Source organism: Rhodopseudomonas sp., from assembly GCF_036404135.1.
Taxonomy (GTDB): Bacteria; Pseudomonadota; Alphaproteobacteria; order Rhizobiales; family Xanthobacteraceae; genus Rhodopseudomonas_A.
Window position 1 is genome coordinate 49,476 of record NZ_DASWPE010000157.1, and the last position, 23,878, is coordinate 73,353.

Annotated in this window: 20 protein-coding genes; 5 read left to right on the plus strand and 15 right to left on the minus strand. The window is 66.7% G+C overall.

The window, feature by feature from the left end:
* Positions 1–49: 49 nt before the first annotated feature.
* The 5 genes from VGC77_RS18740 to dusB form a co-directional block, all read right to left on the minus strand.
* Positions 50–1,420, minus strand: a complete 1,371-nt coding sequence (locus tag VGC77_RS18740) for a sigma-54 dependent transcriptional regulator (RefSeq protein ID WP_331173074.1) — start codon at positions 1,418–1,420, stop codon at positions 50–52.
* 17 nt (positions 1,421–1,437) lie between these two features.
* Positions 1,438–3,726 (minus strand): PAS domain-containing sensor histidine kinase, encoded by a 2,289-nt coding sequence (locus VGC77_RS18745; RefSeq protein WP_331173075.1) that lies wholly within the window; start codon positions 3,724–3,726, stop codon positions 1,438–1,440.
* 183 nt (positions 3,727–3,909) lie between these two features.
* Positions 3,910–5,352: a nitrogen regulation protein NR(I) gene (ntrC, locus tag VGC77_RS18750; protein ID WP_331173076.1), complete on the minus strand. Its 1,443-nt coding sequence runs from the start codon at positions 5,350–5,352 to the stop codon at positions 3,910–3,912.
* Positions 5,353–5,361: 9 nt separating this feature from the next.
* The gene (locus VGC77_RS18755) at positions 5,362–6,534 is read right to left on the minus strand and encodes a nitrogen regulation protein NR(II) (protein ID WP_331173077.1); all 1,173 of its coding nucleotides are present in this window, start codon (positions 6,532–6,534) and stop codon (positions 5,362–5,364) included.
* Positions 6,531–7,601 (minus strand): tRNA dihydrouridine synthase DusB, encoded by a 1,071-nt coding sequence (gene dusB / locus VGC77_RS18760; RefSeq protein WP_414709695.1) that lies wholly within the window; start codon positions 7,599–7,601, stop codon positions 6,531–6,533. The genes VGC77_RS18755 and dusB overlap by 4 nt, the downstream gene beginning before the upstream one ends.
* 204 nt (positions 7,602–7,805) lie before the next feature.
* Here dusB and VGC77_RS18765 point away from each other — a divergent pair, with 204 nt between their 5' ends.
* Positions 7,806–9,002 carry a bifunctional 2-C-methyl-D-erythritol 4-phosphate cytidylyltransferase/2-C-methyl-D-erythritol 2,4-cyclodiphosphate synthase gene (locus tag VGC77_RS18765; protein ID WP_331173100.1) on the plus strand — a complete coding sequence of 399 codons (1,197 nt, stop codon included), beginning with the start codon at positions 7,806–7,808 and terminating at the stop codon, positions 9,000–9,002.
* A 1-nt stretch (position 9,003) separates the two neighbouring features.
* Complete coding sequence (locus VGC77_RS18770) at positions 9,004–9,612, plus strand: CinA family protein (protein ID WP_331173079.1); 609 nt, start codon at positions 9,004–9,006, stop codon at positions 9,610–9,612.
* Positions 9,613–9,835: 223 nt separating this feature from the next.
* On the opposite strand, the gene VGC77_RS18775 is transcribed toward VGC77_RS18770, so the two are convergent.
* Positions 9,836–10,312, minus strand: a complete 477-nt coding sequence (locus tag VGC77_RS18775) for a type II toxin-antitoxin system RatA family toxin (RefSeq protein WP_331173080.1) — start codon at positions 10,310–10,312, stop codon at positions 9,836–9,838.
* 9 nt (positions 10,313–10,321) lie between these two features.
* Positions 10,322–11,281, minus strand: a complete 960-nt coding sequence (lipA, locus tag VGC77_RS18780) for a lipoyl synthase (RefSeq protein WP_331173081.1) — start codon at positions 11,279–11,281, stop codon at positions 10,322–10,324.
* Positions 11,282–11,442: 161 nt separating this feature from the next.
* Here lipA and VGC77_RS18785 point away from each other — a divergent pair, with 161 nt between their 5' ends.
* Positions 11,443–12,045: a DNA-3-methyladenine glycosylase gene (locus VGC77_RS18785; RefSeq protein WP_331173082.1), complete on the plus strand. Its 603-nt coding sequence runs from the start codon at positions 11,443–11,445 to the stop codon at positions 12,043–12,045.
* 140 nt (positions 12,046–12,185) lie between these two features.
* Here the strand turns inward: VGC77_RS18785 and VGC77_RS18790 are convergent, their stop codons facing one another.
* Genes VGC77_RS18790 through VGC77_RS18805 form a run of 4 tightly spaced genes read right to left on the minus strand, consistent with a single transcriptional unit; the run spans position 12,186 to position 16,688 of the window.
* Positions 12,186–12,923, minus strand: coding sequence for an amino acid ABC transporter ATP-binding protein (locus tag VGC77_RS18790; RefSeq protein WP_011472999.1), 738 nt, complete (start codon positions 12,921–12,923; stop codon positions 12,186–12,188).
* 21 nt (positions 12,924–12,944) lie between these two features.
* Complete coding sequence (locus tag VGC77_RS18795; protein ID WP_331173083.1) at positions 12,945–14,447, minus strand: amino acid ABC transporter permease; 1,503 nt, start codon at positions 14,445–14,447, stop codon at positions 12,945–12,947.
* The gene (locus tag VGC77_RS18800; RefSeq protein ID WP_331173084.1) at positions 14,444–15,649 is read right to left on the minus strand and encodes an amino acid ABC transporter permease; all 1,206 of its coding nucleotides are present in this window, start codon (positions 15,647–15,649) and stop codon (positions 14,444–14,446) included. Before VGC77_RS18800 ends, VGC77_RS18795 begins: the two co-directional genes overlap by 4 nt.
* Positions 15,650–15,671: 22 nt before the next feature.
* A complete protein-coding gene (locus VGC77_RS18805; protein WP_331173085.1) occupies positions 15,672–16,688 on the minus strand; it encodes an amino acid ABC transporter substrate-binding protein in 1,017 nt (338 codons plus the stop codon).
* A 349-nt stretch (positions 16,689–17,037) separates the two neighbouring features.
* Here VGC77_RS18805 and metC point away from each other — a divergent pair, with 349 nt between their 5' ends.
* Positions 17,038–18,228 carry a cystathionine beta-lyase gene (gene metC, locus VGC77_RS18810; protein ID WP_331173086.1) on the plus strand — a complete coding sequence of 397 codons (1,191 nt, stop codon included), beginning with the start codon at positions 17,038–17,040 and terminating at the stop codon, positions 18,226–18,228.
* A gap of 130 nt (positions 18,229–18,358) precedes the next feature.
* Positions 18,359–20,050, plus strand: a complete 1,692-nt coding sequence (locus VGC77_RS18815; protein WP_331173087.1) for a Na/Pi cotransporter family protein — start codon at positions 18,359–18,361, stop codon at positions 20,048–20,050.
* A gap of 65 nt (positions 20,051–20,115) precedes the next feature.
* On the opposite strand, the gene VGC77_RS18820 is transcribed toward VGC77_RS18815, so the two are convergent.
* The 4 genes from VGC77_RS18820 to VGC77_RS18835 all read right to left on the minus strand — a co-directional run bounded on the left by VGC77_RS18820 (position 20,116) and on the right by VGC77_RS18835 (position 23,860).
* The gene (locus VGC77_RS18820; protein WP_331173088.1) at positions 20,116–20,454 is read right to left on the minus strand and encodes a lipid-A-disaccharide synthase N-terminal domain-containing protein; all 339 of its coding nucleotides are present in this window, start codon (positions 20,452–20,454) and stop codon (positions 20,116–20,118) included.
* Positions 20,451–21,206: a glycosyltransferase family 2 protein gene (locus VGC77_RS18825; protein WP_331173089.1), complete on the minus strand. Its 756-nt coding sequence runs from the start codon at positions 21,204–21,206 to the stop codon at positions 20,451–20,453. The genes VGC77_RS18820 and VGC77_RS18825 overlap by 4 nt, the downstream gene beginning before the upstream one ends.
* Before the next feature lie 61 nt (positions 21,207–21,267).
* Positions 21,268–22,113 carry a phosphatase PAP2 family protein gene (locus VGC77_RS18830; protein WP_331173090.1) on the minus strand — a complete coding sequence of 282 codons (846 nt, stop codon included), beginning with the start codon at positions 22,111–22,113 and terminating at the stop codon, positions 21,268–21,270.
* 1 nt (position 22,114) lies between these two features.
* Complete coding sequence (locus tag VGC77_RS18835) at positions 22,115–23,860, minus strand: glycosyltransferase family 39 protein (RefSeq protein ID WP_331173091.1); 1,746 nt, start codon at positions 23,858–23,860, stop codon at positions 22,115–22,117.
* Positions 23,861–23,878 lie beyond the last annotated feature (18 nt).

Here is a 23,878-nt window from a genome sequence, read left to right on the forward strand (position 1 = left end):
TCACGCGAACCGGGATCCACTTCGCTCGAAAACGCTTTAAAGCTAACGCTCAGCCGACGCCGAGCGCCTTGAGCTTGCGATGCAGCGCCGAGCGCTCCATCCCGACGAATTCGGCGGTGCGCGAAATGTTGCCGGAAAACCGGCTGATCTGCGCGATCAGATAGTCGCGTTCGAACACTTCGCGGGCCTCGCGCAGCGGCAGCCCCATGATGTGCTCGCCATTGTTGCCGGTCGGCATGGTCGGCACCATCGAGCCGACGTCCTGCGGCAGCATGTCCGCGGAGATGATCACCTCCGGGCCGCCGCCGGCGAGAATCATCACCCGCTCGACGTTGTTGCGCAATTGCCGGACGTTGCCCGGCCAAACATGCGACTGCAGCACCGCCATGGCGTCCTGCCCGATCTGGCGCTTCGGCAGCCCGGTGGCGAGCGAAATCTGGTCCATGAAATAGTCGATCAGTTCGGGGATGTCCTCGCGGCGCTCCGACAGTGGCGGCACCCGGATCGGCACCACCGAGAGCCGGTGATAGAGGTCTTCACGAAAGCGGCCTTCGGCGATTTCCTCTTCGAGATTGCGCGCGGTCGAGGAGATGATGCGGACGTCGACATTGACCTTGATGGTGCCGCCGGCGCGCTGGAAGGTCTGGTCGACCAGTACCCGCAAAATCTTGTTCTGGGTCTCGCGCGGCATGTCGCCGATCTCGTCGATGAACAGCGTGCCGCCGTGGGCCTCTTCCAGCGCGCCGGCCTTGCGCGGCTGCTCGCCATTGCTCTGCTCGACGCCGAACAGTTCGACCTCCATGCGCTCCGGCGTGATCGCCGCGGCGTTGATCACCACGAACGGTCCCTCGGCGCGACCGGAGGCGTTGTGCAGCGTGCGCGCCGCCAATTCCTTGCCGGCGCCGGACGGTCCGACGATCAGGATCCGGCTGTTGGCTTTGGCCGCGCGCTCGATGGTCTGGCGCAGCTGGTTCATGCAGGCGGAATGCCCCATCAGCGTCGAGGCGATCGGCGCCTGCTGCTTCAGCTCCTTGACTTCGCGCTTCAGCCGCGAGGTCTCCAGCGCCCGCGTCGCCACCAGGATCAGCCGGTCCGACTTGAACGGCTTCTCGATGAAGTCGTAGGCGCCGCGCTTGATCGCCGCCACCGCGGTTTCGATGTTGCCGTGGCCGGAGATCATCACCACTGGCACGTCGGCGTGCTCGCGCTTGATCTGCTCCAGCAGTTGCAGGCCGTCGAGCTTGGAGCCCTGCAGCCAGATGTCGAGGAACACCAGATTGGGCCGCCGGTTCGACACCTCGGCCAGCGCCGAATCGCTGTCGCGCGCGGTGCGGGTGGTGAAGCCCTCATCCTCGAGGATGCCGGCGACGAGATCGCGGATATCGGCTTCGTCGTCGACAATCAGAATGTCATTGGCCATGGGTCGCGCCTGTCATTTTAGTTGCCGCTGGTGACGGGGATTTTCGATTCGCCGGGCATCGAGATCGCCGGCTGGCTGGGCTGCTCTTTCGGCGGCTGCCCGGAGATCGAGAAGCGCAGCCGCATCCAGGCGCCGCGCTGCTGCTCGGGGCGGATGTTGGAAGCGTCGTTGAGCTCGATGGCGCCGCCATGATCCGCCAGCACCCGGCCGACGATGGCGAGCCCGAGCCCGGTGCCCTTTTCGCGGGTGGTGACGTAGGGCTCCAAGAGCCGCGACCGCGCGGTCTTCGGCAGCCCGATGCCATTGTCGATGACGTCGATCACGATGTCCTCGCCCTCGCGCGCGGCGACCACCTCGATCTTGCCCTTGCCGAGTTCCTCGGCCGGCACCGCCTCGATCGCCTCGGTGGCGTTCTTGATGATGTTGGTCAGAGCCTGCGAGATCAGCCGGCGGTCGAACCGCGCCCGCATCGGTTCGTCCTTGATCTCGGCTGCGATGTCGATGTCCGGATGGCCGACCCGCATCAGGAACACGGTCTGCCGCACGGTGTCGGCGACGTCCTCGCCTTCGATCACCGGCTTCGGCATCCGCGCGAAGCGCGAGAATTCGTCGACCATGCGGCGGATGTCGTCGACCTGGCGGATGATGGTGTCGGTGCACTGCTCGAAGATGCCCTTGTCCTCGACGATCAGCTTGCCGAATTTGCGCTTGATGCGTTCGGCCGAGAGCTGGATCGGGGTCAGCGGGTTCTTGATCTCGTGGGCGATGCGGCGGGCGACGTCAGCCCAGGCGGAGGTGCGCTGCGCCGACACCAGCTCGGTGATGTCGTCCAGCGTGATGATGTAGCTGTCCTGCGAGTGGCTGGTCTGCTCAGCGCTGATCCGCACCGACAGGTTGCGCTCATGGCCCTCGCGGTTGATGGTGACCTGGCCCTGCAACAGCCGCTGCGCGCTCTCCCGCGCGGTCTTCATCATCTCGTCGAGTTCGGGAATGATCTCGGTCAGAGGATGGCCGAGCGTTTCGGATTCCGAGTGCCCGATCAGCTTCTCCGCCGAGCGGTTCAGCACGCCGATCGAGCCCGAGGCGTCGACCCCGATGATGCCGGCGGAGGCTGACGACAGCACCGCTTCGATGAAGCGGCGGCGGCTGTCGATCACCTCGCTGGCGCTGACCAGTTCGTCGCGCTGGCTGCGCAATTCCTGCGTCATCTTGTTGAAGGTCTCGCCGAGATGCGCGAGGTCGCCTTCGGATTTGATCACCGGCACCTGGACGTCGAGGTCGCCGGTCGACACCATGTTGGCGGCGCCCATCAGCCTTCGGATCGGCGCCACCAGCCAGTTGGCGAAATTCAGCCCGATCAGCACCGACGACATCAGCACGGTGAGCGCGATCACCGTGAACATCAGCGCGAACGCCACCTGCACCCCGAGCCGGCGGGATTCCACTTCGGCGTATTCGGCGACGCTGGCCTGGGTCTGGCGCAACTGCGCCACCACCCGCGGATCGAGCAGCCGCGCGACATAGAGGAAGGTGTCGTCGAAGGCGCGCAGCCTTATCACCGCAGCGACGTAATTGGCCTCGATGAACACCGCGATCTGCGGCTCGTTCTCGTCGACATTGCTGAGGAATTCCGGCGCCGGGGTGTCGAAGTCCTGGCGGATGCCGGTCTGCGCCGATTCCAGGATGTTGCGGTCCTTGTCGATCAGCATGGCGCCGGGAAGATTGCGCGACGCCGCACTCGCGGTCAGCAATTCGCGGAAGGTCTGGCGGTCCTGATCGAACAGCGGCCGGGCGTGGGTGATGTCGGCGGCCATGCCGATGATGTCGCCGCGGATCAGTTGCGCGTGCTCGTGCAGATAGGCGTTGGCGACGATCAGCGAATTCTGGATCACCGCGCGGGTCGGCCCGGAGAACAGCTTGTCGAGACCGCGGTCGATGGTGACGTTGGCGACGATCGACACCAGCACCGCCGGCAGCACCGCGATCACCGAGAACAGGCTGACGATCTGCACATGCAGCCGTGCCGCGGCGCGGCCGCGGCGGCGCGCCTGCACCACCTGCCACAGTTCGCGGACGATGATCAGCACCAGCAGCAGCACGGTGCCGGCGTTGATCATCAGGAAGGTGATCACCACCTGCCGGGTCGGCGCGATCGGGGTCAGCCCGGTCAGCACCACGAAGGTCAGGAACGCCGACGTCAGCGCCAGCGCCACCGCGAACGGCGCCAACAGCTTGCGCAGCGTGCGCCGGCGCGGCTCGGCCTTGTGCGGTTCGGAAGATGGGGCCGCCGTATCTGCGCTGGTCATACCGGAACTGGGGGTGAGCGTGGAACGCTGCCGGGCTGCGCGGACACGCGCCGACTGATGCATTCCTACAACAATGTTGCTCAATTACGACAATTCCGCGGCACCATCCGCCGCGAAATTTCGCCTCATCCGGGCATTTGTTGTGGATTGCTCCGATTGAGACGCAATCCGGCGCCGCAAGGTTCAACCGCCGCTGCGATAGACCTGGATGTCGAGGTCGCGGATCTTCTTGCGCAGCGTATTGCGGTTGAGACCGAGCAGATCGGCGGCGCGGATCTGATTGCCGCGGGTCGCCGCCAGCGCCGCGGTCAAGAGCGGCACCTCGATCTCGCGCAGGATGCGGTGATACAGCCCGGGCGGCGGCACGCCGTTCGGGAAGCTGGAAAAGTGCGACGACAGGTAGGTCTCGACCGCGCCGCCGAGATTGTCGACGGTGTTGGAGATGCTGCCGCCGGACACCACCGCGGGCGGCGCCAGTTCGCCGTCGATCACCGGGCCGGTGATCACCTCCTGCGGGTACAGCGCCGCAAGCCGCCGCGCCAGATTCTCCAATTCGCGGACGTTGCCGGGCCAGCGGTGCTGCTTCAGCCGCTCCAGCGCCATGGCGTCGAGCTTCTTGGCCGGCAGGCCGTCCTTCTCGGCCAGCGCGAAGAAGTGCCGCACCAGGTCGGGCAGATCCTCGATGTGTTCGCGCAACGGCGGCAGCCGCAGCGGCACCACGTTGAGCCGGAAGAACAGATCTTCGCGGAACAGGCCCTGCTGGATCAGTATCCGCAGATCCTTGTTGGAGGCCGCGACGATGCGGACGTCGGTCTTGATCGGGGTGCGGCCGCCGACCGTGGTGTATTCGCCCTGCTGCAACACCCGCAGCAGCCGGGTCTGCGCTTCCATCGGCATGTCGCCGATCTCGTCGAGAAACAGCGTGCCGCCCTCGGCCTGCTCGAAGCGGCCCGAGGCGCGGGTGTTGGCGCCGGTGAAGGCGCCGCGCTCATGGCCGAACAATTCCGATTCGATCAGGTCGCGCGGGATCGCCGCCATGTTGACCGCGACGAACGGGCCGTTGCGGCGCTTGCCGTAGTCGTGCAGCGCGCGCGCCACCAGTTCCTTGCCGGTGCCACTCTCGCCGGAGATCATCACCGTGAGGTCGGTCTGCATCAGCCGCGCCAGCACCCGGTAGATCTCCTGCATCGCCGGCGAGCGGCCGACCAAGGGAATCGAATCGAATTCGGAATCGTCGGCGTGGCTGGCGCCGCGGTCCTTCGGCTCGGCCAGAGCGCGGCCGACGATGGCGATCAGCTCCTTCAGGTCGAACGGCTTCGGCAGATATTCATAAGCGCCGCGCTCGGAGGCGCGGATCGCGGTCATGAAGGTGTTCTGCGCGCTCATCACGATGACCGGCAGATTGGGCCGCATCTTCTTGATCCGCGGCAACAGGTCGAAGGCGTTTTCGTCCGGCATCACCACGTCGGTAATCACCAGATCGCCCTCGCCCTGGCTGACCCAGCGCCACAGCGTCGCGGCGTTGCCGGTCAGCCGCACCTCGTATCCGGCACGCGACAGCGCCTGATTGAGCACCGTGCGAATGGCGGTGTCGTCGTCGGCGACAAGAATACTACCTGCGGGCATTGTCAGTCCTCATCTTGCATCCTGGGCGGCACGGGACGACGCCGGCGCGTCGTCGCCAAGGCCTTGATTGTAATTTTTTGCGGTGTTGTACATCGGCAGCAGCACCCGGAACGTGGTCTTGCGCGGCTGCGACTCGCATTCGATGATGCCGCCGTGATCGCCGACGATCTTGGCGACCAGCGCCAGCCCCAGCCCGGAGCCCGACGGCTTGGTGGTGACGAACGGGTCGAACAGGTTCGGCAAAAAGTCTTCCGGCACGCCGGGACCGTTGTCCTTGACGCAGAATTCCAGCGGCAGCGACACCCGGGATTTCTTGCCCGGCACCGACAGCCGCACGCCGGGGCGGAACGCGGTGGTGAGCTGGATCTCGCCATCGGTGCCGAGATCGACCACGGCTTCGGCGGCGTTCTTCACCAGGTTGAGAAACACCTGGATCAGTTGATCCTGATTGGCCAACACCGGCGGCAGCGAAGGGTCGTAATCCGAGGTGAATTTGATGTTGCGGGCGAAGCCGGACTGCGCCAGGCGCTTCACATGATCCAGCACCGAATGGATGTTGACCGGGCCGCGCGCCACCGGGCGCTCGTCGCCGAACACCTCCATGCGGTCGACCAGCGTGACGATGCGATCGGCCTCGTCGCAGATCAGCCGGGTCAGCATGCGGTCTTCGGAGGACGCCGCCTGCTCCAACAGTTGCGCGGCGCCGCGAATCCCGGACAGCGGGTTCTTGATCTCGTGCGCCAGCATCGCCGCCAGCGCGATCACCGAGCGCGCGGCGCTGCGATGGGTGAGCTGGCGGTCCATCTTGTCGGCGATGGTGCGCTCCTGCAGCATCACCACGATATGGCCGGGGCGTTCGGCGAACGGCGCGACGTGCAGATCGACCTGGCGGTCGCCGCCATTGCGCGGCGTGCCGAGATCGACCTTGTATTCGTTGACCGGCGAGCCGGAGGCGCGAACTTGATCGATCAGCGCCAGCAACGGGCTGCCGAACGGCACCAGCTCGGTCAGCGACTGCCGGCGCAGCAGTTGGGTGGAAATCTCGAAGAAGGATTCCGCGGCCATGTTGGCGTCGACGATCTTGCCGTCGGGCGCCACCAGCATCACCGGATTCGGCAGCGCGTTGAGGATGGCATCGCCATCGGTATGCGCGATGCGGCGCGATTCAGCGGCGCTACTCATGCGGCGGCCCTCCAGGCAAAATCATCAAACGCGTCCACCAGCGCGCGGCGCACCGCGGCGGGATCCTCGGCGGTGAGAATCCGCTGGCGCCAGGATTTCAGCGCCGCCGGCTCGGCGTCGGCGGCGCGCGCGGCGACCTCAAGCGACCAGCCCAGATGCTTGCGGGCGTGGCGCAGGCCGACCTGCACGCCGTACAGCCTCAGCAGATCGTCATACAGCGCCAATAGATAGTTCAGTTGCTCGGGCAGTGCCGGCGGCAGCTCGGCGACGCCGGTCTGCAGCTGCCGGCCGATCTGCCCCGGCAGCCAGGGCTGGCCCTGCGCGCCGCGGCCGATCATCACCGCGTCGGCGCCGGACTGCCGCAGCGCCTCGACCGCGGCCTGAAACGAGGTGATATCGCCGTTGACCACCAGCGGCAGCGCGGTCGCCTCGCGCACCGCGCGCACCGCGGCCCAATCCGCCGTGCCCTTGTAGAACTGATTGCGGGTGCGGCCGTGCACGGTGATCAGCTGCACGCCGGCGGCCTCGGCGCGGCGCGCCAGCTCCGGGGCGTTGAGGCAGTCGCGGTCCCAGCCGAGCCGCATCTTCAGCGTCACCGGCACCCGCACCGCGGCCACCGTGGCCTCGATCAGCGTCAACGCGTGGTCGAGGTCGCGCATCAGGGCCGAGCCGGACTGCCCACTGCCGCCGGTGACGTGGCGCGCCGGGCAGCCCATGTTGATATCGATCAGCTCGGCGCCGCCGGCCTCGGCAATGCGGGCGCCCTCGGCCATCCAGCGCGCCTGGCAGCCGGCGAGCTGCACCACATGCGGACCGATGCCGGCGGTGTCGCAGCGCCGCACCGACATCGCCCGGCCGCGCGCCAGATCGTCGCTGGCGGTCATTTCCGATACCACCAGGCCGGCGCCCAGCGCCGCGGTGAGACGTCGGAACGGCGCGTCGGTGATGCCGGACATGGGGGCCAGGAATGCCCTGTTCACCACCTCAACAACGCCAATTTGCAACGCCGGATGACATGTGAAAGGAGAGGTGGTCACAGCCTTCTCGTGGTTCGGCGACGGCAACATTGCGTCGTCTCGCGCTCAAATCTTGAGCAAAAATTTCATGTGCCTACAGTTTAGCCAATTCCATCAGACTTGCAAGTGCATTGCAGCAATCGCCTGACGATTTGCCGTCATTCTGCGGTGAATCGTGATGTTTTTGTGCCCCGCCGTGGTAAGTGCTTCGCCTCGCCCATCCTCCCCTCCCCTTCGCTGTGACTGCTGATGCCGATGTCCAACCCCAAGAAAACTGCCGCAATTATCGTCGCCGGCGGCCGCGGCCTCCGTGCCGGCGCCGGCGGGCCGAAGCAGTACCGCACATTGGCCGGGCAGCCGGTCATTTTTCGGGCAATGCAGCCGTTTTGCACGCATTCCGAGATTTTCGCGGTGCAGCCGGTCACCAGCCCCGACGATTCCGAGCTATTCCAGCAGGCGGTCGCCGGCCTGAGCTACCAGCCGCCCGCCGCCGGCGGCGCCACACGGCAGGGCTCGGTCCGCGCCGGCCTCGAAGCCTTGGCCGACCAGGCGCCGGACATCGTGCTGATTCACGACGCGGCGCGGCCGTTCGTCGACGCCGCCTTGATCTCGCGGGCGATCAAGGCCGCCGAGATCACCGGCGCCGCGGTGCCGGCGGTCGCGGTCACCGATACCATCAAGCTGATCGGCGACACCGGCCTGGTCGAGGCCACCCCGGAGCGCGCCCGGTTGCGCATCGCGCAGACCCCGCAGGCGTTCTGCTTCGACGTCATTCTCGATGCGCACCGCCGCGCCGCGCGCGAGGGCCGCGACGATTTCACCGACGACGCGGCGCTCGCGGAATGGGCGGGATTGACGGTGGCGACCTTTGAAGGCGATGTTGCGAACATGAAGCTGACCACTCCGCAAGATTTCGTCCGCGAGGAAACCCGCCTCGGCGCGCTGCTCGGCGATATCCGCACCGGCACCGGCTACGACGTCCACGCCTTCGGCGACGGCGACCACGTCTGGCTGTGCGGGCTCAAGGTGCCGCACAATCGCGGCTTCCTGGCGCATTCCGACGGCGACGTCGGGCTGCACGCGCTGGTCGACGCCATCCTCGGCGCCTTGGCCGACGGCGACATCGGCTCGCACTTCCCGCCGACCGATCCGCAATGGAAGGGGGCGGCCTCCGACAAATTCCTGAAATACGCCATCGACCGCGTCACCGCGCGCGGCGGCGGCATCGCCAATCTCGAAGTCACCATGATCTGCGAGCGGCCGAAGATCGGCCCGCTGCGCGAGGCGATGCGGCAACGCATCGCCGAAATCACCGGGCTGCCGGTGGCGCGGATCGCGGTGAAGGCCACCACCAGCGAGCGGCTCGGCTTCACCGGCCGCGAGGAAGGCATCGCCGCCACCGCTTCAGCGACGCTGCGGCTGCCGTGGGGCGCCAACGGACTGGCGGATTGAGATGGCTGGCAGCGACCCGCGTGCCCTCGCCCGCGCGCTGCTCGATCTGTGCCGCTCGCGCAAGCTGAGCATCGCCACCGCGGAATCCTGCACCGGCGGGCTGGTCGCCGGCGCGCTCACCGAAATCCCCGGCTCCTCCGACGTCATCGACCGCGGCTTCGTCACCTATTCCAACGCAGCCAAGCACGCCATGCTCGGGGTCGAGACCGCGACGCTGATCACCTTCGGCGCGGTCAGCAAGGAGACCGCGATCGCGATGGCGATCGGCGCGCTGGAACACGCCGAGGTCGATCTGACGGTGGCGATTACCGGCATCGCCGGCCCCGGCGGCGCCACGCCGGGCAAGCCGGTCGGCCTCGTTCATATCGCGGTGGCCTCGCGCGACGGCCGCATCGCACATCGCGAGCATCGTTTCGGCGCGATCGGCCGCAGTTTGGTGCGGCAGCGCTCGGTGGTGGAAGCGCTGCGCATGTTGCTGGAATTGGCGCGCGGGCCGAAGCCGGCGAAGCCGCGGCCGGTCAGCGTATCGCGCGCCCGCGTCGCGCGCAGCCCGCGGCGCAGCGCGGTGAAGCGCCGCGTCGCGCCGCCGCGCCAGCCGAAGAAAAGCTGAGCGGGCCTCCGCAGGCCGAAACGAATCCGAACTCTCGAGGCAAGGGCTATTGGCCTCCGCGAGTCGTCCCTGCGCACGCAGGGACCCATAATCCCCGTCGTACAAGGTGATTGACAGCATTCGCACCAATAGCGAATCCGCGCCGTATGGGTCCCTGCGTGCGCAGGGACGACTCGGAGATACGCACTGCCCAGCTATGCGACGCCCGGGAACGAGCGTTATATCAGACCGTCAGCTTCCTGAGCTGCCCGCGGCCGTAGATCGCGTCGGCGCGTTGCTCGAACGCCGCGGCGAAGCGATGGAACGCGGCGTCGAACATCGTCCCCATCAATAGCGCCAGCATCTTGTTCTTGAACTCGTAGCTGAGGAAGAACCCGACGTCGCAGGCGTCGTCGCCGCGCGGCTCGAAGCTCCAGCGGTTCTCCAGATTGGAGAACGGGCCCTGCAGATACTCCACAAGGATTTTCAGATTGCCGCGGTCGAGCGTCACCCGGCTGGTGAAGGTCTCGCGCACCAGCTTGAACGACACCGTCATGTCGGCGGTCAGCACCTCGTTGCCGTCGGGGCGCGCCACGCGATGCCGGATCTTCAGCGCGCTGCACAGCGGCACGAATTCCGGATAGCGCTCGATATCGGCGACCAGGTCGAACATCTTCAGCGCGCTGTGGCGGACCCGGCGCTTGCTTTGAAATTGCGGCATCGCAACGACTCAGCGCGACAGCGCGGCGCGCGCCGCCTGGAGCTTGGTGAAGTGATCGCCGGCGTGATGCGACGAGCGCGTCATCGGGCTCGACGACACCATCAGGAAGCCCTTGGAAAACGCCACCGACTCATAGCCGGCGAATTCCTCCGGCGGCACGAAGCGCATCACCGCATGGTGCTTCAGGCTGGGCTGCAGATATTGCCCGATGGTGAGGAAATCGACCTCGGCCGAGCGCAAATCGTCCATCACCTGCAGCACCTCGTGGCGCTCCTCGCCGAGCCCGACCATGATGCCGGATTTGGTGAACAGCGAGGGGTCGATTTCCTTGACCCGCTGCAACAGCCGGATCGAATGGAAGTAGCGCGCGCCGGGCCGCACCGTGAGATAGCGCGACGGCACGGTTTCCAGATTGTGGTTGAAAACGTCGGGCTTGGCCGCGACCACGGTTTCCAGGGCGCCGTCCTTGCGCAGAAAATCCGGGGTGAGGATTTCGATCGTGGTCGAGGGGCAGCGCGCCCGCACCGCGCGGATGGTGGCGGCGATGTGCGCCGCGCCGCCATCGGCGAGATCGTCGCGGTCGACCGAGGTGATGACGATATGTTTGAGGCCGAGCTTGAAGGTGGCCTCGGCGACGTTGTCGGGTTCGGCGGGATCGAGCGCCTCAGGCAGCCCGGTCTTGACGTTGCAGAACGCGCAAGCCCTGGTGCAGGTGTCGCCCATGATCATGAAGGTGGCGTGCTTTTTGTCCCAGCACTCGCCGATATTCGGGCAGCCGGCCTCCTCGCAGACCGTGACCAGGCCGTTCTCCTTGACGATGGCGCGGGTGTCGGCATAGCCGCGCGAGGTCGGCGCGCGGACCCGGATCCAGTCCGGCTTCTTCGGCGACAGCGCATCGGGCCGCGCCGCCTTTTCAGGATGGCGCGGGCGAACAGGCGTGGCGGAGACGGTATCGACGACGACGACCATGAAATGTCCGTTCTGCGAAGGCTTTACCTAATCCGCCGGGCAGCATCCCGCAACCCGGCCGGCTTGCTGGAGATGATCCATTGGAATAATGCTCAAACTGTATTCATTCGCCGTTTACGTCGGCGCCCTCCCCGTATTTGTCCTGCCGATTTGTCGTGTTCATGGCCGATTTGCCCGTCCCCGCTGCCCTAAAGCTCGGCGCCAGGCTGCAGCGGCGGTTCTTCGCCCGCAGCGTGCACGCGGTGGCGCCAGAGCTGATCGGCGCCACGCTGTTGGTGGACGGCGTCGGCGGCGTCATCGTCGAGGTCGAGGCCTATCACCACAGCGACCCCGCGGCGCATTCCTATGGCGGACAGACCGCGCGCAACGCGGTGATGTTCGGCCCGCCCGGGGTGGCTTACGTCTATCGCTCCTATGGCATCCATTGGTGTCTCAACGTGGTCTGCGAGGAAGCCGGTTCCGCCAGCGCGGTGCTGATCCGGGCGCTGGCCCCGACCCATGGCCTGGCGTTGATGCGGCGGCGGCGCGGCGTCGCCGAGGAGCGCGCGCTGTGTTCCGGGCCGGGCAAGCTGGCGCAGGCGCTCGGCGTCACGATCGCGCATAACGGCCTGCCGCTCGATGCGCCGCCGTTCGCGATGCATGCCCGGCTGCAGACGCCGGCGATCGTCGCCGGTCCCCGGATCGGCATCAGCAAGGCCGCAGAACTGCCGTGGCGCTACGGCTTGCAGGGCTCGCGCTACTTAAGCAAGCCGCTTGCCGGATGAGGCTGCGGACAGCGGCCGGATAGTGAAGGCGCCCTCTCGCGTTTCGAGCGACCTGGATTGCGGTTGGCGCAAACAACACCCGTCGCAACAACAATCGAGGTTCCGGTTCTCAGTCGGCCAGGCCCGGACCAGCTTTCGGCTCAGCGCAGGATCTGCCCCAGAAACAGCTTGGTGCGGGCGTGCTGCGGATTGGCGAAGAATTCCGCCGGGGTGTTGGCCTCGATCACCTGCCCCGCGTCCATGAACACCACGCGGTCGGCGACCTGCTTGGCGAAGCCCATTTCGTGGGTCACCACCATCATGGTCATGCCCTCTTCGGCGAGGTCGACCATGGTGTCGAGCACTTCCTTGACCATCTCCGGATCGAGCGCCGAAGTCGGCTCGTCGAACAGCATCACCTTGGGGTTCATCGACAGCGCCCGCGCGATCGCCACACGCTGCTGCTGGCCGCCGGAAATCTGCCCGGGAAATTTGTGCGCCTTGTCCGGAATCCGCACCCGCTCGAGATATTTCATCGCGGTGGCCTCGGCGTCCTTCTTCGGGATGTTGCGCACCCAGATCGGCGCCAGCGTGCAGTTCTCCAGCACGGTCAGGTGCGGAAACAGGTTGAAGCTCTGGAACACCATGCCGACCTCGCGGCGGACTTCGTCGACGGTGCGCAGGCTCGGCCCGAGTTCGATGCCGTCGACGATGATGCTGCCTTCCTGGAATTCCTCCAGCGCGTTGATGCAGCGGATCAGCGTCGATTTGCCGGACCCCGAGGGGCCGCAAATCACGATGCGCTCGCCGCGCGCTACGTCGAGCGAGATGTCGCGCAACACGTGGAAATCGCCGTACCACTTGTTGAGGGCCGCGACGGTGACGATCGGTTCTGCCATTGCAATCCTATCCGATGGTTATCAGCTGCGCCGGTGGGCGTTGAGACGGTGTTCGACGAACAACGAATACCGCGACATCCCGAAGCAGAACACGAAATAGACCAGGCCGGTAAAGGCAAAGCCGGTGAACATCGTGGTCGGCGTCGACCACACCGGGTCGGCAAACGACGCCCGCAAACTTCCCAGCAGATCGAACAGGGCCACGATCGACACCAGCGAGGTGTCCTTGAACAGCGCGATGAAGGAATTGACCAGGCCCGGAATGACGTGGCGCAGCGCCTGCGGCATCACCACGAGCCCGGTGATCTTCCAATAGGACAGCCCGAGCGCGCTCGCCGCCTCGGCCTGGCCGCGCGGGATCGCCTGCAAGCCGCCGCGGATCACTTCGGCGTTGTAGGCGCCGGCGAACAGCGCGATGCCGATCAGCACCCGCACCAGCCCGTCGACGGTGAAGTTGCCGGGCAGGAACAACGGCAGCATGTAGGTGGCGAAGAACAATACGGTGATCAGCGGCACGCCGCGCCAGAACTCGATGAACAGCACCGAGAAGATCCGGATCAAGGGAATCGTCGAGCGCCGCCCCAGCGCCAGCGCGATGCCGACCGGCATCGAGGTGACGATGCCGGTGACGGAGACCACCAGCGTCACCAAAAGGCCGCCCCACATTCTTGTGTCGACGATCGGCAGCCCGCCGCGGTCGAGCCGCATCACGAAGATCACCACAGCGATGCCGGCGAAGATCGCGAGGCTGCGCGCCAACGCCCGCCAGCCGTTACGGAAGCCGCCGCTGAGCAGGAACAACAGACCGGAGACGAGCACCGCGGTGATGCCGAAATCCATCCATAGCGGCCGCGCCGAGCCATGGATCGCGTCGCGCAGCCAGCTCAGCGGCCAGATCACGAACCACACCGCGGCGCCAAAGCCGTAGATCAATTTGCCGAGCGCCACCGAGACCACGCCGCCGCCGGCGGCGAGCTTGCTGCCGCCCTCGCTGATGCTGGCGGAAAATCCCGATAGCAGGTCCGCGGTCCAGCTCAGTGCGAAGCCGTGCAACCCGCCGCCGTGCAGCAGGAAATACGCCACCACCGGGAAGGCGATGAAGAACAATCCGGCGTTGACGCTCTTGGCCGGCACCCGCGGGACCAGCAGCGGCAGCAGCAAAAGCGCCGCCAGCGCGAAGGTGAGATTGACCCGCCAGCGCTGGTCCTGCGGATAGAAGCCGTAGACGAACTGCGCGAACTTGGCCTGCACGAACGGCCAGCAGGCGCCAACCGCACCGCCGGCGCTGTCGGCCAGGCAGTCGGTGCGGCTGGTGCCCTGCCACACCGCGTCAATCAGCAGGAATTTCACCGTCGGCACCAGGGTCAGCCACAGCAGCGCCGCGCCGACGATGGTGAGGATGGTGTTGGTCGGCGTGTTGAACAGCCGGGTGCGCAGGAAGCCGGTGAAGCCGGTGGTCTTCACCGGTGCCGGTCGGCTGTCGACCAGATCCTGGCGAACGAACGAGGCGGGAACGCCGGTCATGCGCCGAGACTCCGTCCGAGCCGCCAGCCGTAGAAGCTCATCAACGCGCTGGTGACGATCGAGATCAGCAAATACACGCTCATGGTGATGGCGATGATTTCGATGGCCTGCCCGGTCTGGCTCAGCGTGGTGCCGGCGAACACCGAAAACAGATCCGGATAGCCGATCGCCACCGCCAGCGACGAGTTCTTGGTCAGGTTGAGATACTGGTTGGTCAAAGGCGGCAGGATCACCCGCAGCGCCTGCGGCACCACCACGAGGCGCAGCGTCGAGCCGCGCGACAGCCCGAGCGAGGCGCCCGCCTCCATCTGGCCCTTGTGCACCGACTGGATGCCGGCGCGCACGATCTCGGCGATGAACGAGGCGGTGTAGGTCGACAACGCCAGCGTCAGCGCCACGAATTCCGGCGCGACGCGCGCGCCGCCGGCGAAGTTGAAGCCCTTCAGCGCCGGGATTTCGAAGCTGAACGGCTTGCCGAAGATCAGCGTCGCCACGAGCGGCAAGCCGATCAGCAGTCCGAGCGCGAACGGCCACACCGTCATCGGCTTGCCGGTCTGGAACAGGCGGCGTCGCGCATAGGCCGGCAACAGCACCGCGATGGCGATCGCCGCGGCGATGGCGATCAGGAAGGCGTCGAGCCCGGCCTCGCCGACCGGCCGCGGCACCACGATGCCGCGGTTGCTGAGGAAGAACGCGTCGAACACGGTCACGCTCTGCCGCGGATTCGGCAAGGTGCCGAGCACCGCGAGGTACCAGAACAGGATCTGGAACAACAGCGGCAGGTTGCGCACCAGTTCGACGTAACCGCCGGAAATCTTCGACAGCAGCCAGTTCGGCGACAGCCGGCCCAGCGCCACCATGAAGCCGATGATGGTGGCGAAGACGATGCCGATCACCGACACCACCAGGGTGTTGACCAGCCCGACCAGAAACACCCGCGTATAGGTGTCGGCTTCCGAATACGGAATCAGCGCCTGGCTGACGCCGAATCCGGCGGTCTGCGACATGAAGCCGAAGCCCGAGGCAATGCGCTGGTTGGCGAGGTTGCCGCGGGCGTTGTCGACGATTTCGTAGGCCACCCAGATCAGGGCGGCGACGAACAGAACCTGGAGCAGCAGGCCGCCCCAACCGGCGCGTCCACCCAGCAGCCGGCGCAGCTTGGCAACAAGCTGCGCCGGCGGGGGGCGGGCCTCGATGGCCATCGGGAGGATCGATTCGTTGCGGTTAGCGGATCGGCGGCGCGTACTGGATGCCGCCCTTGTTCCACAACTGGTTGAGGCCGCGGGCGATGCCGAGCTTGGAGCCGGAGCCGACGTTGCGATCGAACACCTCGCCGTAATTGCCGGTCGCCTTGACGATGCGCACCACCCAGTCCTTGGTTAGGCCGAGCTGTTCGCCGAGATTGCCGTCGGTGCCGAACACCCGCTTCAGCTCCGGCTTGTCGAGCTTGGCCTGGTCCTCGACGTTCTTCTGGTTGACGCCGAGTTCCTCGGCATTGAGCAGCGCGAACAGCGTCCACTTCACGATGTCGAACCACTGGTCGTCGCCGTGGCGCACCAACGGGCCGAGCGGCTCCTTGGAGATCACTTCCGGCAGCACCGCGTGATCGGCCGGGGTGGCGAGCTTCAGCCGCAGCGCATAAAGCTGCGAGACGTCGGAGGTGAACACGTCGCAACGCCCGGATTCATAGGCCTTGATGGCTTCGTCCGCGGTGCCGAAGGCGATCACCTCGTACTTCATGTTGTTGCCCTTGAAGTAGTCGGCAACGTTCTGCTCGTTGGTGGTGCCGGTCTGCACGCAGATCGACGCCGAGTTGAGTTCGAGCGCGGAATTGACCTTCAGCGCCTTGCGCACCAGGAAGCCCTGGCCGTCATAATAGGTGACGCCGGTGAAATTGACGCCGAGCGAGGTGTCGCGCGACACCGTCCAGGTGGTGTTACGCGACAAAACGTCGATCTCGCCGGACTGCAGCGCGGTGAAGCGGTCCTTGGCCGACAGCGGCACGAATTTGACCTTGGTCGGATCGTTGAACACCGCGGCGGCTACCGCGCGGCACAGATCGACGTCGATGCCGGTCCAGTTGCCCTTGTCGTCCGGCGCCGAGAACCCCGGCAGGCCCTGGCTGACGCCGCAGGACAAAACGCCCCGGTCCTGGACCGTCTTCAGGGTTTGCGCGCCGGCCGCCTGGGTCAGAAACCCGGCAGTGACGGCAACAGAGAGAGCGAGAGATACGCGTTTCATAGCCAAGCCTTTCAAGGAACGTCGTCCTGGACGCATTCGTCGGTATTCGTGGTCGTCATATCACCGCAGAGGAGAACGGCCGATCGATGCCCTCGTCCTCCCGGCGGGCGAAGCGATATCAGCTTCCGCCGCCAGATGGGATAGACGTTGGCCGATTTTCGCAGCGTGCCCCTCGAACGCGCGGCAACCAGACAGGTGCGGATGCATCACAGAACGAGTTGAAGTCCGGGTCAAGGGGTTGACGGCCGTCTTCTGTGGCCTGCTAGTAGGAAGTCCAGCCCGCCGCAGCCGCATTGCACCCGGAAGGGGCAAACTGCTGCATCAGCAGATGCTTTTTTGGTCATAACTCATGAACTCCTCCGACGACGGCGCTCTGCCGCTTCGCTCCGATACCCAACTCGTCACCGCCGGCCGCGACACCGCAGCGCAAAAAGGATTCGTCAATCCGCCGGTGGTGCGAGGCTCCACGGTGCTGTATCCGACCGCGGCCGACCTGCACGCGCATCGCGGCGCGTTCTCCTATGGCCGCCACGGCACCCCGACCACCCAGGCGCTGCAACAGGCGCTGCTGACGCTGGAAGGCGGCCATTGCGCCGGTGTGGCGCTGGCGCCGTCCGGGGTGGCGGCGATCTCCACCGCGCTGCTCGCGGTGCTGAAGGCCGGCGACCATCTGTTGGTATGCGACAACGCCTATCGCCCGACCCGGCTGTTCTGCGACGGGCTGTTGCGGCGCTACGGCGTCACAACCAGCTATTTCGACCCGCTGATCGGCGCCGGCATCGCGAGCCTGTTGCAGCCCAACACCAAAGCGGTGATGGTCGAGGCGCCCGGCTCGCAATCCTTCGAAATGCCCGACATCCCGGCGATCGCCGCGGTGGCGCATGGCCACGGCGCGCTGGTGCTCGACGACAACACCTGGGCGACGCCGCTCTTTCACCGCTCGCTCGACCAGGGCGTCGACATCTCGATCCAGGCCGCGACCAAATATATCGGCGGCCATTCCGACATCATGTTCGGCACCATCTCGGCCAACGCCAAGGCCTGGCCGCTGGTCAACGACGCGGTCCGCGCGCTCGGGGTCTGCGCCGGTCCGGACGACGTATTCCTGGCGTTGCGCGGGCTGCGCACGCTGGCGGTACGGCTGAAGCATCATCACCAGGCCGGGCTGGAGATCGCGCGCTGGCTGCAGGCACGGCCGGAGGTTGCAAAGGTGCTGCATCCGGGCCTTGAAACCGATCCCGGCCACGCGATCTGGCAGCGCGACTTCACCGGCGCCTCCGGGCTGTTCAGCATCGTGCTGAAGCCCGCGCCACAACAGGCCGTCGACGCGCTGCTCGACACCGTGAAACTGTTCGGCATGGGCTATTCCTGGGGCGGCTTCGAGAGCCTGGTGATTCCGTTCGATTGCGCCAGCTACCGCAGTGCGACCCAATGGGTTCCGGGCGGCCCGGCGCTGCGGCTGCATATCGGGCTGGAAAGCGTCGACGACCTCAAGGTCGATCTCGACCGCGGCTTTGCGGCGTTCAACGCCGCGCTCTGACGCCGGGCGCCGGCGCCAACGGGAACCGCTGCCTCGAAACAATCCTGCCGCTGCATCAACTTAAGCGTTGATCGGCGCGGGCAGCGCGATAGCCTGACCCTTCGAGCGAAACTCGGAGGGCCGCCGATCGATGGGAAGCATCGTTGTTCTCGACCTGATGGGCGGCGTCGCGCTGTTGCTGTGGGGCCTGCACATGGTGCACAGCGGACTGATGCGGGCGTTCGGCGCCGACCTGCGGCTATTGCTATCGCGCGCGCTGCGCAACCGGGTCTCGGCGTTGCTGGCCGGGCTCGGCCTCACCGCGCTGCTACAGAGCAGCACCGCCACCGCGCTGATGACCGGCTCGTTCGTCACCGCCGGCGTGGTCGGGCTGGTGCCGGCGCTGGCGATCATGCTCGGCGCCAATGTCGGCAGCGCGCTGATCGTGCAACTGCTGTCGTTCAACATCGCCGCCGTCGCTCCGGTGCTGTTCATCGTCGGCCTGCTGGCGTTCCGCAGCGGCGCGCGGTCGCGGCTGAAGGACCTCGGCCGGGTCTCGATCGGACTCGGGCTGATGCTCTTGGCGCTGCACATCCTGCTCGATACCTTGCAGCCGGCGGAAACCGCCCCCGGCATGCGCGTGGTGATGGCGGCGCTGACCGGCGATCCGGTGCTGTGCATCCTGCTCGGCGCGCTGGTCACCTGGATGGCGCATTCCAGCGTCGCCGTGGTGCTGCTGACGATGTCGCTGGCGTTCGCGCATTTCGTCACGCCCGCGGCCGCGCTCGCCCTGGTGCTCGGCGCCAATCTCGGCAGCGCGATCAATCCGCTGCTGGAGGGCCCCCGCCGCGACAACGCAGCGAGCTACCGGCTGCCGCTCGGCAATGCCCTCAACCGGCTGATCGGCGTTGCACTGGTAGCGCCGTGGCTGCGCCCGATCGCCGAGGCGCTGCAGGCCTTCCAGCCCGATGCCGCGCGATTGACCGCGGAATTCCACATCGCCTTCAACCTGACCACGGCGCTGTTGTTCGTCGGCCTGCTCGGCCCGCTGGCGCGGCTATTGGAGCGCTATCTACCGGAGCGCACCCCGGACGCCAATCCGGCGCGGCCGCGCTATCTCGACGAGGCGGTGCTGAACTCGCCGCCGCTGGCTTTGGCCTGCGCGGCGCGCGAGGTGCTGCATATGGGCGACCTGGTCGAAGAGATGCTGCGCAAGGTGGTCAGCGCGATGATGACCGACGACCGCCTGTTGGTCGATCAGGTGTCGCGGATGGACAATTCGGTCGACGCGCTGGACGAGGCGATCAAGCTCTATCTGATCAAACTGACCCGCGACAGTCTCGACGACCGCGACGGCCATCGCGCCATGGAGATCATCTCGTTTGCCATCAATCTCGAACATATCGGCGACATCATCGACAAGAACTTAAGCGAGCTTGCGACCAAGAAGATCAAGCGGCGCTTCCAGTTCTCGCCGGAGGGCGCCGAGGAACTGGCGGCGTTCCACAGGCGCACGCTGGAATCGCTGCGCAGCGCGTTCGGGGTGTTCATCTCCGGCGACGTCGCGGAGGCGCGCAGGCTGCTCGCGGAAAAGACCCTGCTGCGCAACGCCGAACTGCTCGCCACCGAACGCCATCTCGATCGGTTGCGCGAAGGCCGCGCCGAAACCATCGAGACCACCTCGCTGCATCTCGACGTGCTGCGCGACCTGCGGCGGATCCACTCGCACATCTGTTCGGTGGCGTTCCCGGTGCTGGATGCGGCGGGCGAACTGCCGGCTGCGACGGCCGCGCAGGAGACCATGACGCTGTCCGCGCCGGTCGCGCATCCGGCGCCTAGGTAGCGCATGATCCGGAAAAGTGGCACCCGGTTTCAGAAAAGATCGTGCTCAACTAGAAAAAGACAGCGTCAGCTATCCAGGGTCTTCGAGCCGCGGGCGTGGTTCTTCACGATCAGCATGATGTTGCGGACGTAGACGAAGGTCGCCGCCGCCTGGCCGATGATGATCACCGGCTCGCGCTTGACGATGCCGTAGACCAGCGTCATCAGCCCGCCGGCGATCGAGAAGAACCAGAACGACATCGGCACCACGCTCTGCCGCGCACGCTCGCTGGAAATCCACTGCACCAGGAAGCGCGCGGTGAACAGCAATTGCGCGACCAGGCCGAACGCCAGCCAGAAATCGAACTTGGCGACGAACACGTCAAACAGGTAGTCGCCGAGCACCTGGCCGTAATGAATGATCATGATGCGATCTCGGTTGCGGTCGGCGTGGATTTCTTGCGGCGGATCAGCCACCACACCCCGAATAGATCCATGATCCCGATCCACAGCCGGTCGAAGAAGCCGTAATTCGACACCCCCGACAGCCGCGGCCGGTCGGTCACGTCGACAAAGGCGATGTCGAAGCCCTCGCGGCGCACCAGCGCCGGCATGAAGCGGTGCAGCCCGTCGAAATACGGCAGCGACAGATAGACCTCGCGGCGAAATGCCTTCAGGCCGCAGCCGGAATCGCGGGTGCCGTCGTGCAGGATGCCGTCGCGCACCTTGTTGGCGATGCGCGACTGGATTTTCTTGAAGCCGGTGTCCTTGCGGCCGAGCCGTTGGCCCGCGGCAAGGCCGACGCCGGCGCCGCCCTGCTCGATCGCCGCGATCAGGTCGGGCAGGAACGCCGGGTTGTTCTGGCCGTCGCCGTCCAGCGTGGCGACGATGGCGCCGCGCGCCGCGCGCACGCCGCTGCGCACCGCGGCGGATTGTCCGCATGAGGCGGCATGGCGGATCTGGCGCAGATTGTCCCGCGTCTGCCTCATCGCGGCGATGCGCTGCGGCGTGGCGTCGGTCGAGCCGTCATCGACATAGACAATCTCATAGGCCCAGCGGCCGTCCAAAGCGGCGGCGATCTCGGCGATCAGCGGCGCGACATTGTCGGCCTCGTTACGCACCGGAACAACGATGGACACGGCAGGGGTGGTGCCGGAACTGGTCAAAGGATCGCTCATGGTCGGATCGGCCCGCAGCCTGTGGAACTCACCCCGGGGTGCCGTTCGCGGAAGCCCGCTTTTATGGGGCCAGGGCCTCGCGGGCAACCCTTTTGAAGTGGGGCCAGGACGGCCCCGGCAGCGCCGCGACGCTGCCGTCGCGCGCGATCGTGAAGGCCAGATGACGCGCCGCGAACCAGTAGCGTACCGCCATCGCGCCGATCACCCCGGTCAGCGCGCCGGCCACCACGTCGCTCGGATGATGCGCCAGCAGCACCAGCCGGCTCGCCGCGATCGCGAAGGCATAGCCGATCATGATGCCGCGGGCCCGCGGCCACAGCGCGGCGACCGCAAAGGCCAGCGCGAAACTGGTGGTGGCGTGGCCGGACGGCAGGCTGGAATAGGCCTCGCTCCACGACCAATATGAGAAGTTGAAGGCGTTGGCCGCGCCGCCGACGAACGGCCGGCCGCGGCCGATCGCGCCCTTCAGCAGCTCGCCGGCTAGCACCGGCACCAGCACCGCGAAGAACACGAACTGCGCCCGTGTGCCGAACGCCAGCAGCACCGCCCGCGACCAGCCGGCGAGCCTGGGCGTGATCAACAAGAGCGCCAGCAGCAGCGCCGCCAGCGCCCACAGCACATAGGACGCCTTGCCGAAGTCGGTGACGATCTTGACCGGCCACAGCCAGGCGGTGCCGCGCGCCGGCATCCAGCCGATCTCGCGGCTGTCGAGCAGCACCATCAGCACCGCGATCGCCACCGCGAGCAGCGCAGTCAGGATCAAGGCGCGCCGCGCCCCGCGCCGCGCCGCCTCGGCGCGCCGCGAATGCGACGGCTTGCGGACCAATTGCGCCAATGAGGCGCCCAACAGCTTGAGCACCCGGACGACATAGGTCGGCGGCGTGTCGGCCCCGTTCGGATCGGCCATGTTACTGGGTGCCTTCCGAGCGGAACACGGCCACCGAGATCGCCCGACCTTGCGAAAAATTATAGCCGTCGATCCGCGCCGCGACGTCGTAGCGCAGCCCGATGGCTTCGGCGCGCGCCGCGAAGGCGCGTTCGGTGCGGGCTTCCACCAGCGCGAAGCGGCAGCTGCCCTGGCCTAAGAAATCCGCGGCGCCGGAGCCGTCGGTGAGCAGCGTCGAGGTGCCGGTCATGAACACCAGGCTGGGCTCCTGATAGCCGGCGGCCGCCGCCTTCGGGCCGACGCAGACCACGTTGCGCAGCGCGCGGGCGATCTCGACGCTGGGAAACAGCGGCGTCAGCGACGGCACGACAATTCCATAGACCGCGACGCTGAGAAACAGCGACGACACCACGGCATTGAGCATGGCGTGCTCGGAGCGGATGTCGTCATAGAGCCGCCAGGCCAACAGCCCGAAGATCATCGACACCGCGACGAACGGCCAGGCCAGGAACGCCGGCTGCCGTGTCAGCCACACCGCCCCCACCACCGCCACCGTCAGCACCGCGGCGGGGATCGCGAACCACCACGCAGCACCCCGGGTCAGCCAGCCGCGCGACAGCACCCGGCGCTCCAAGGCGCCGACCAGCAGGATGGCGATCGCCGGATACAGCGGCAGCACGTAATGCGGCAGCTTCGTCATCACCAGTTCGAACACGATCCAGGACGGCAGCAGCCAGGCCAACAGATATTGCGCGCCGGGCTCGCGCCGCGCCCGCCACACCGCCGGCGCGGCCATCGCGGCAAGCGGCGCGCCGGGCCAGAACGTCACCCAGAACAGCAGGAAATACACGCCCGGAGGGGCGCCGTGGGATTCCTTGGCGCTGGTGATCTTGCTCAGCATGTCGCCGCCGACCGAATCGGCGAAGAAGCTCTCGCCGGCGCGCTGGAAGATGGCGATGAACCAGGGCAGCACCAATGCCAGCATCCACAGCACGCCCCATAGCGGCCGCAGCCGCGACAGCCAGACCAGCGAGCGGTCGCAGATCGCCAGCGCGACGATGGTGAGGCCGACGAACATCAGAATCAGCGGGCCTTTCAACAGGATGCCGCCGGCCAGCGCGGTCCAGAAGATCGCCGGCGTAGTCCAGGAGCCGCGCGCGACCTCCTCGCCGCGCTGCCAGGCCAGATAGACCCGCGCCATCGCCCCCATCGCCGCGATCACGGTCAACAGCAGCACCGCATCGGTCTTGGCGAGCCGGGCTTCGGCGCCGAGCAGGATCGAACTGCACAGAATGAGGCCGGCCAGCACCGCGCCGCGCCGCGTCACGAAGGCCAAGGCGGTCCAATAGGTCAGCAGCACCGCGCCGATCGCGCCCAGCATCGAGGGCACCCGGTACAGCCAGATCCGCACCTCGGCGCGCGGCAGCCCGAGCGCGGAGGCGGTCTCCACCACGCTGGCCTGCAGCCAGTAGATCCCGACCGGCTTCTTGTAGCGCACCTCGCCCTGAAAGCGGATGTCGACGAAATCGCTGGTCTCGACCATCTGCTTGGTGGCCTGGGCGAAGCGCGCCTCGTCGCGGTCGATCGGCGGAATCGTGAAGAACCCCGACAGTGTGAACAATACGCCGCACAGCGCCAGGAACGCCACCGCGCGGGGATGGCTGGCGGCGACGTAATCGATCACGCCGACCAGCCGTTGACCGGGATTGATCCGGTTCTTCGGCTCCGGCGGCGCGCCAAATCGGGGTCTTGCAAAGGTCTCGCTCATCGGTTTCGCATACGCTGA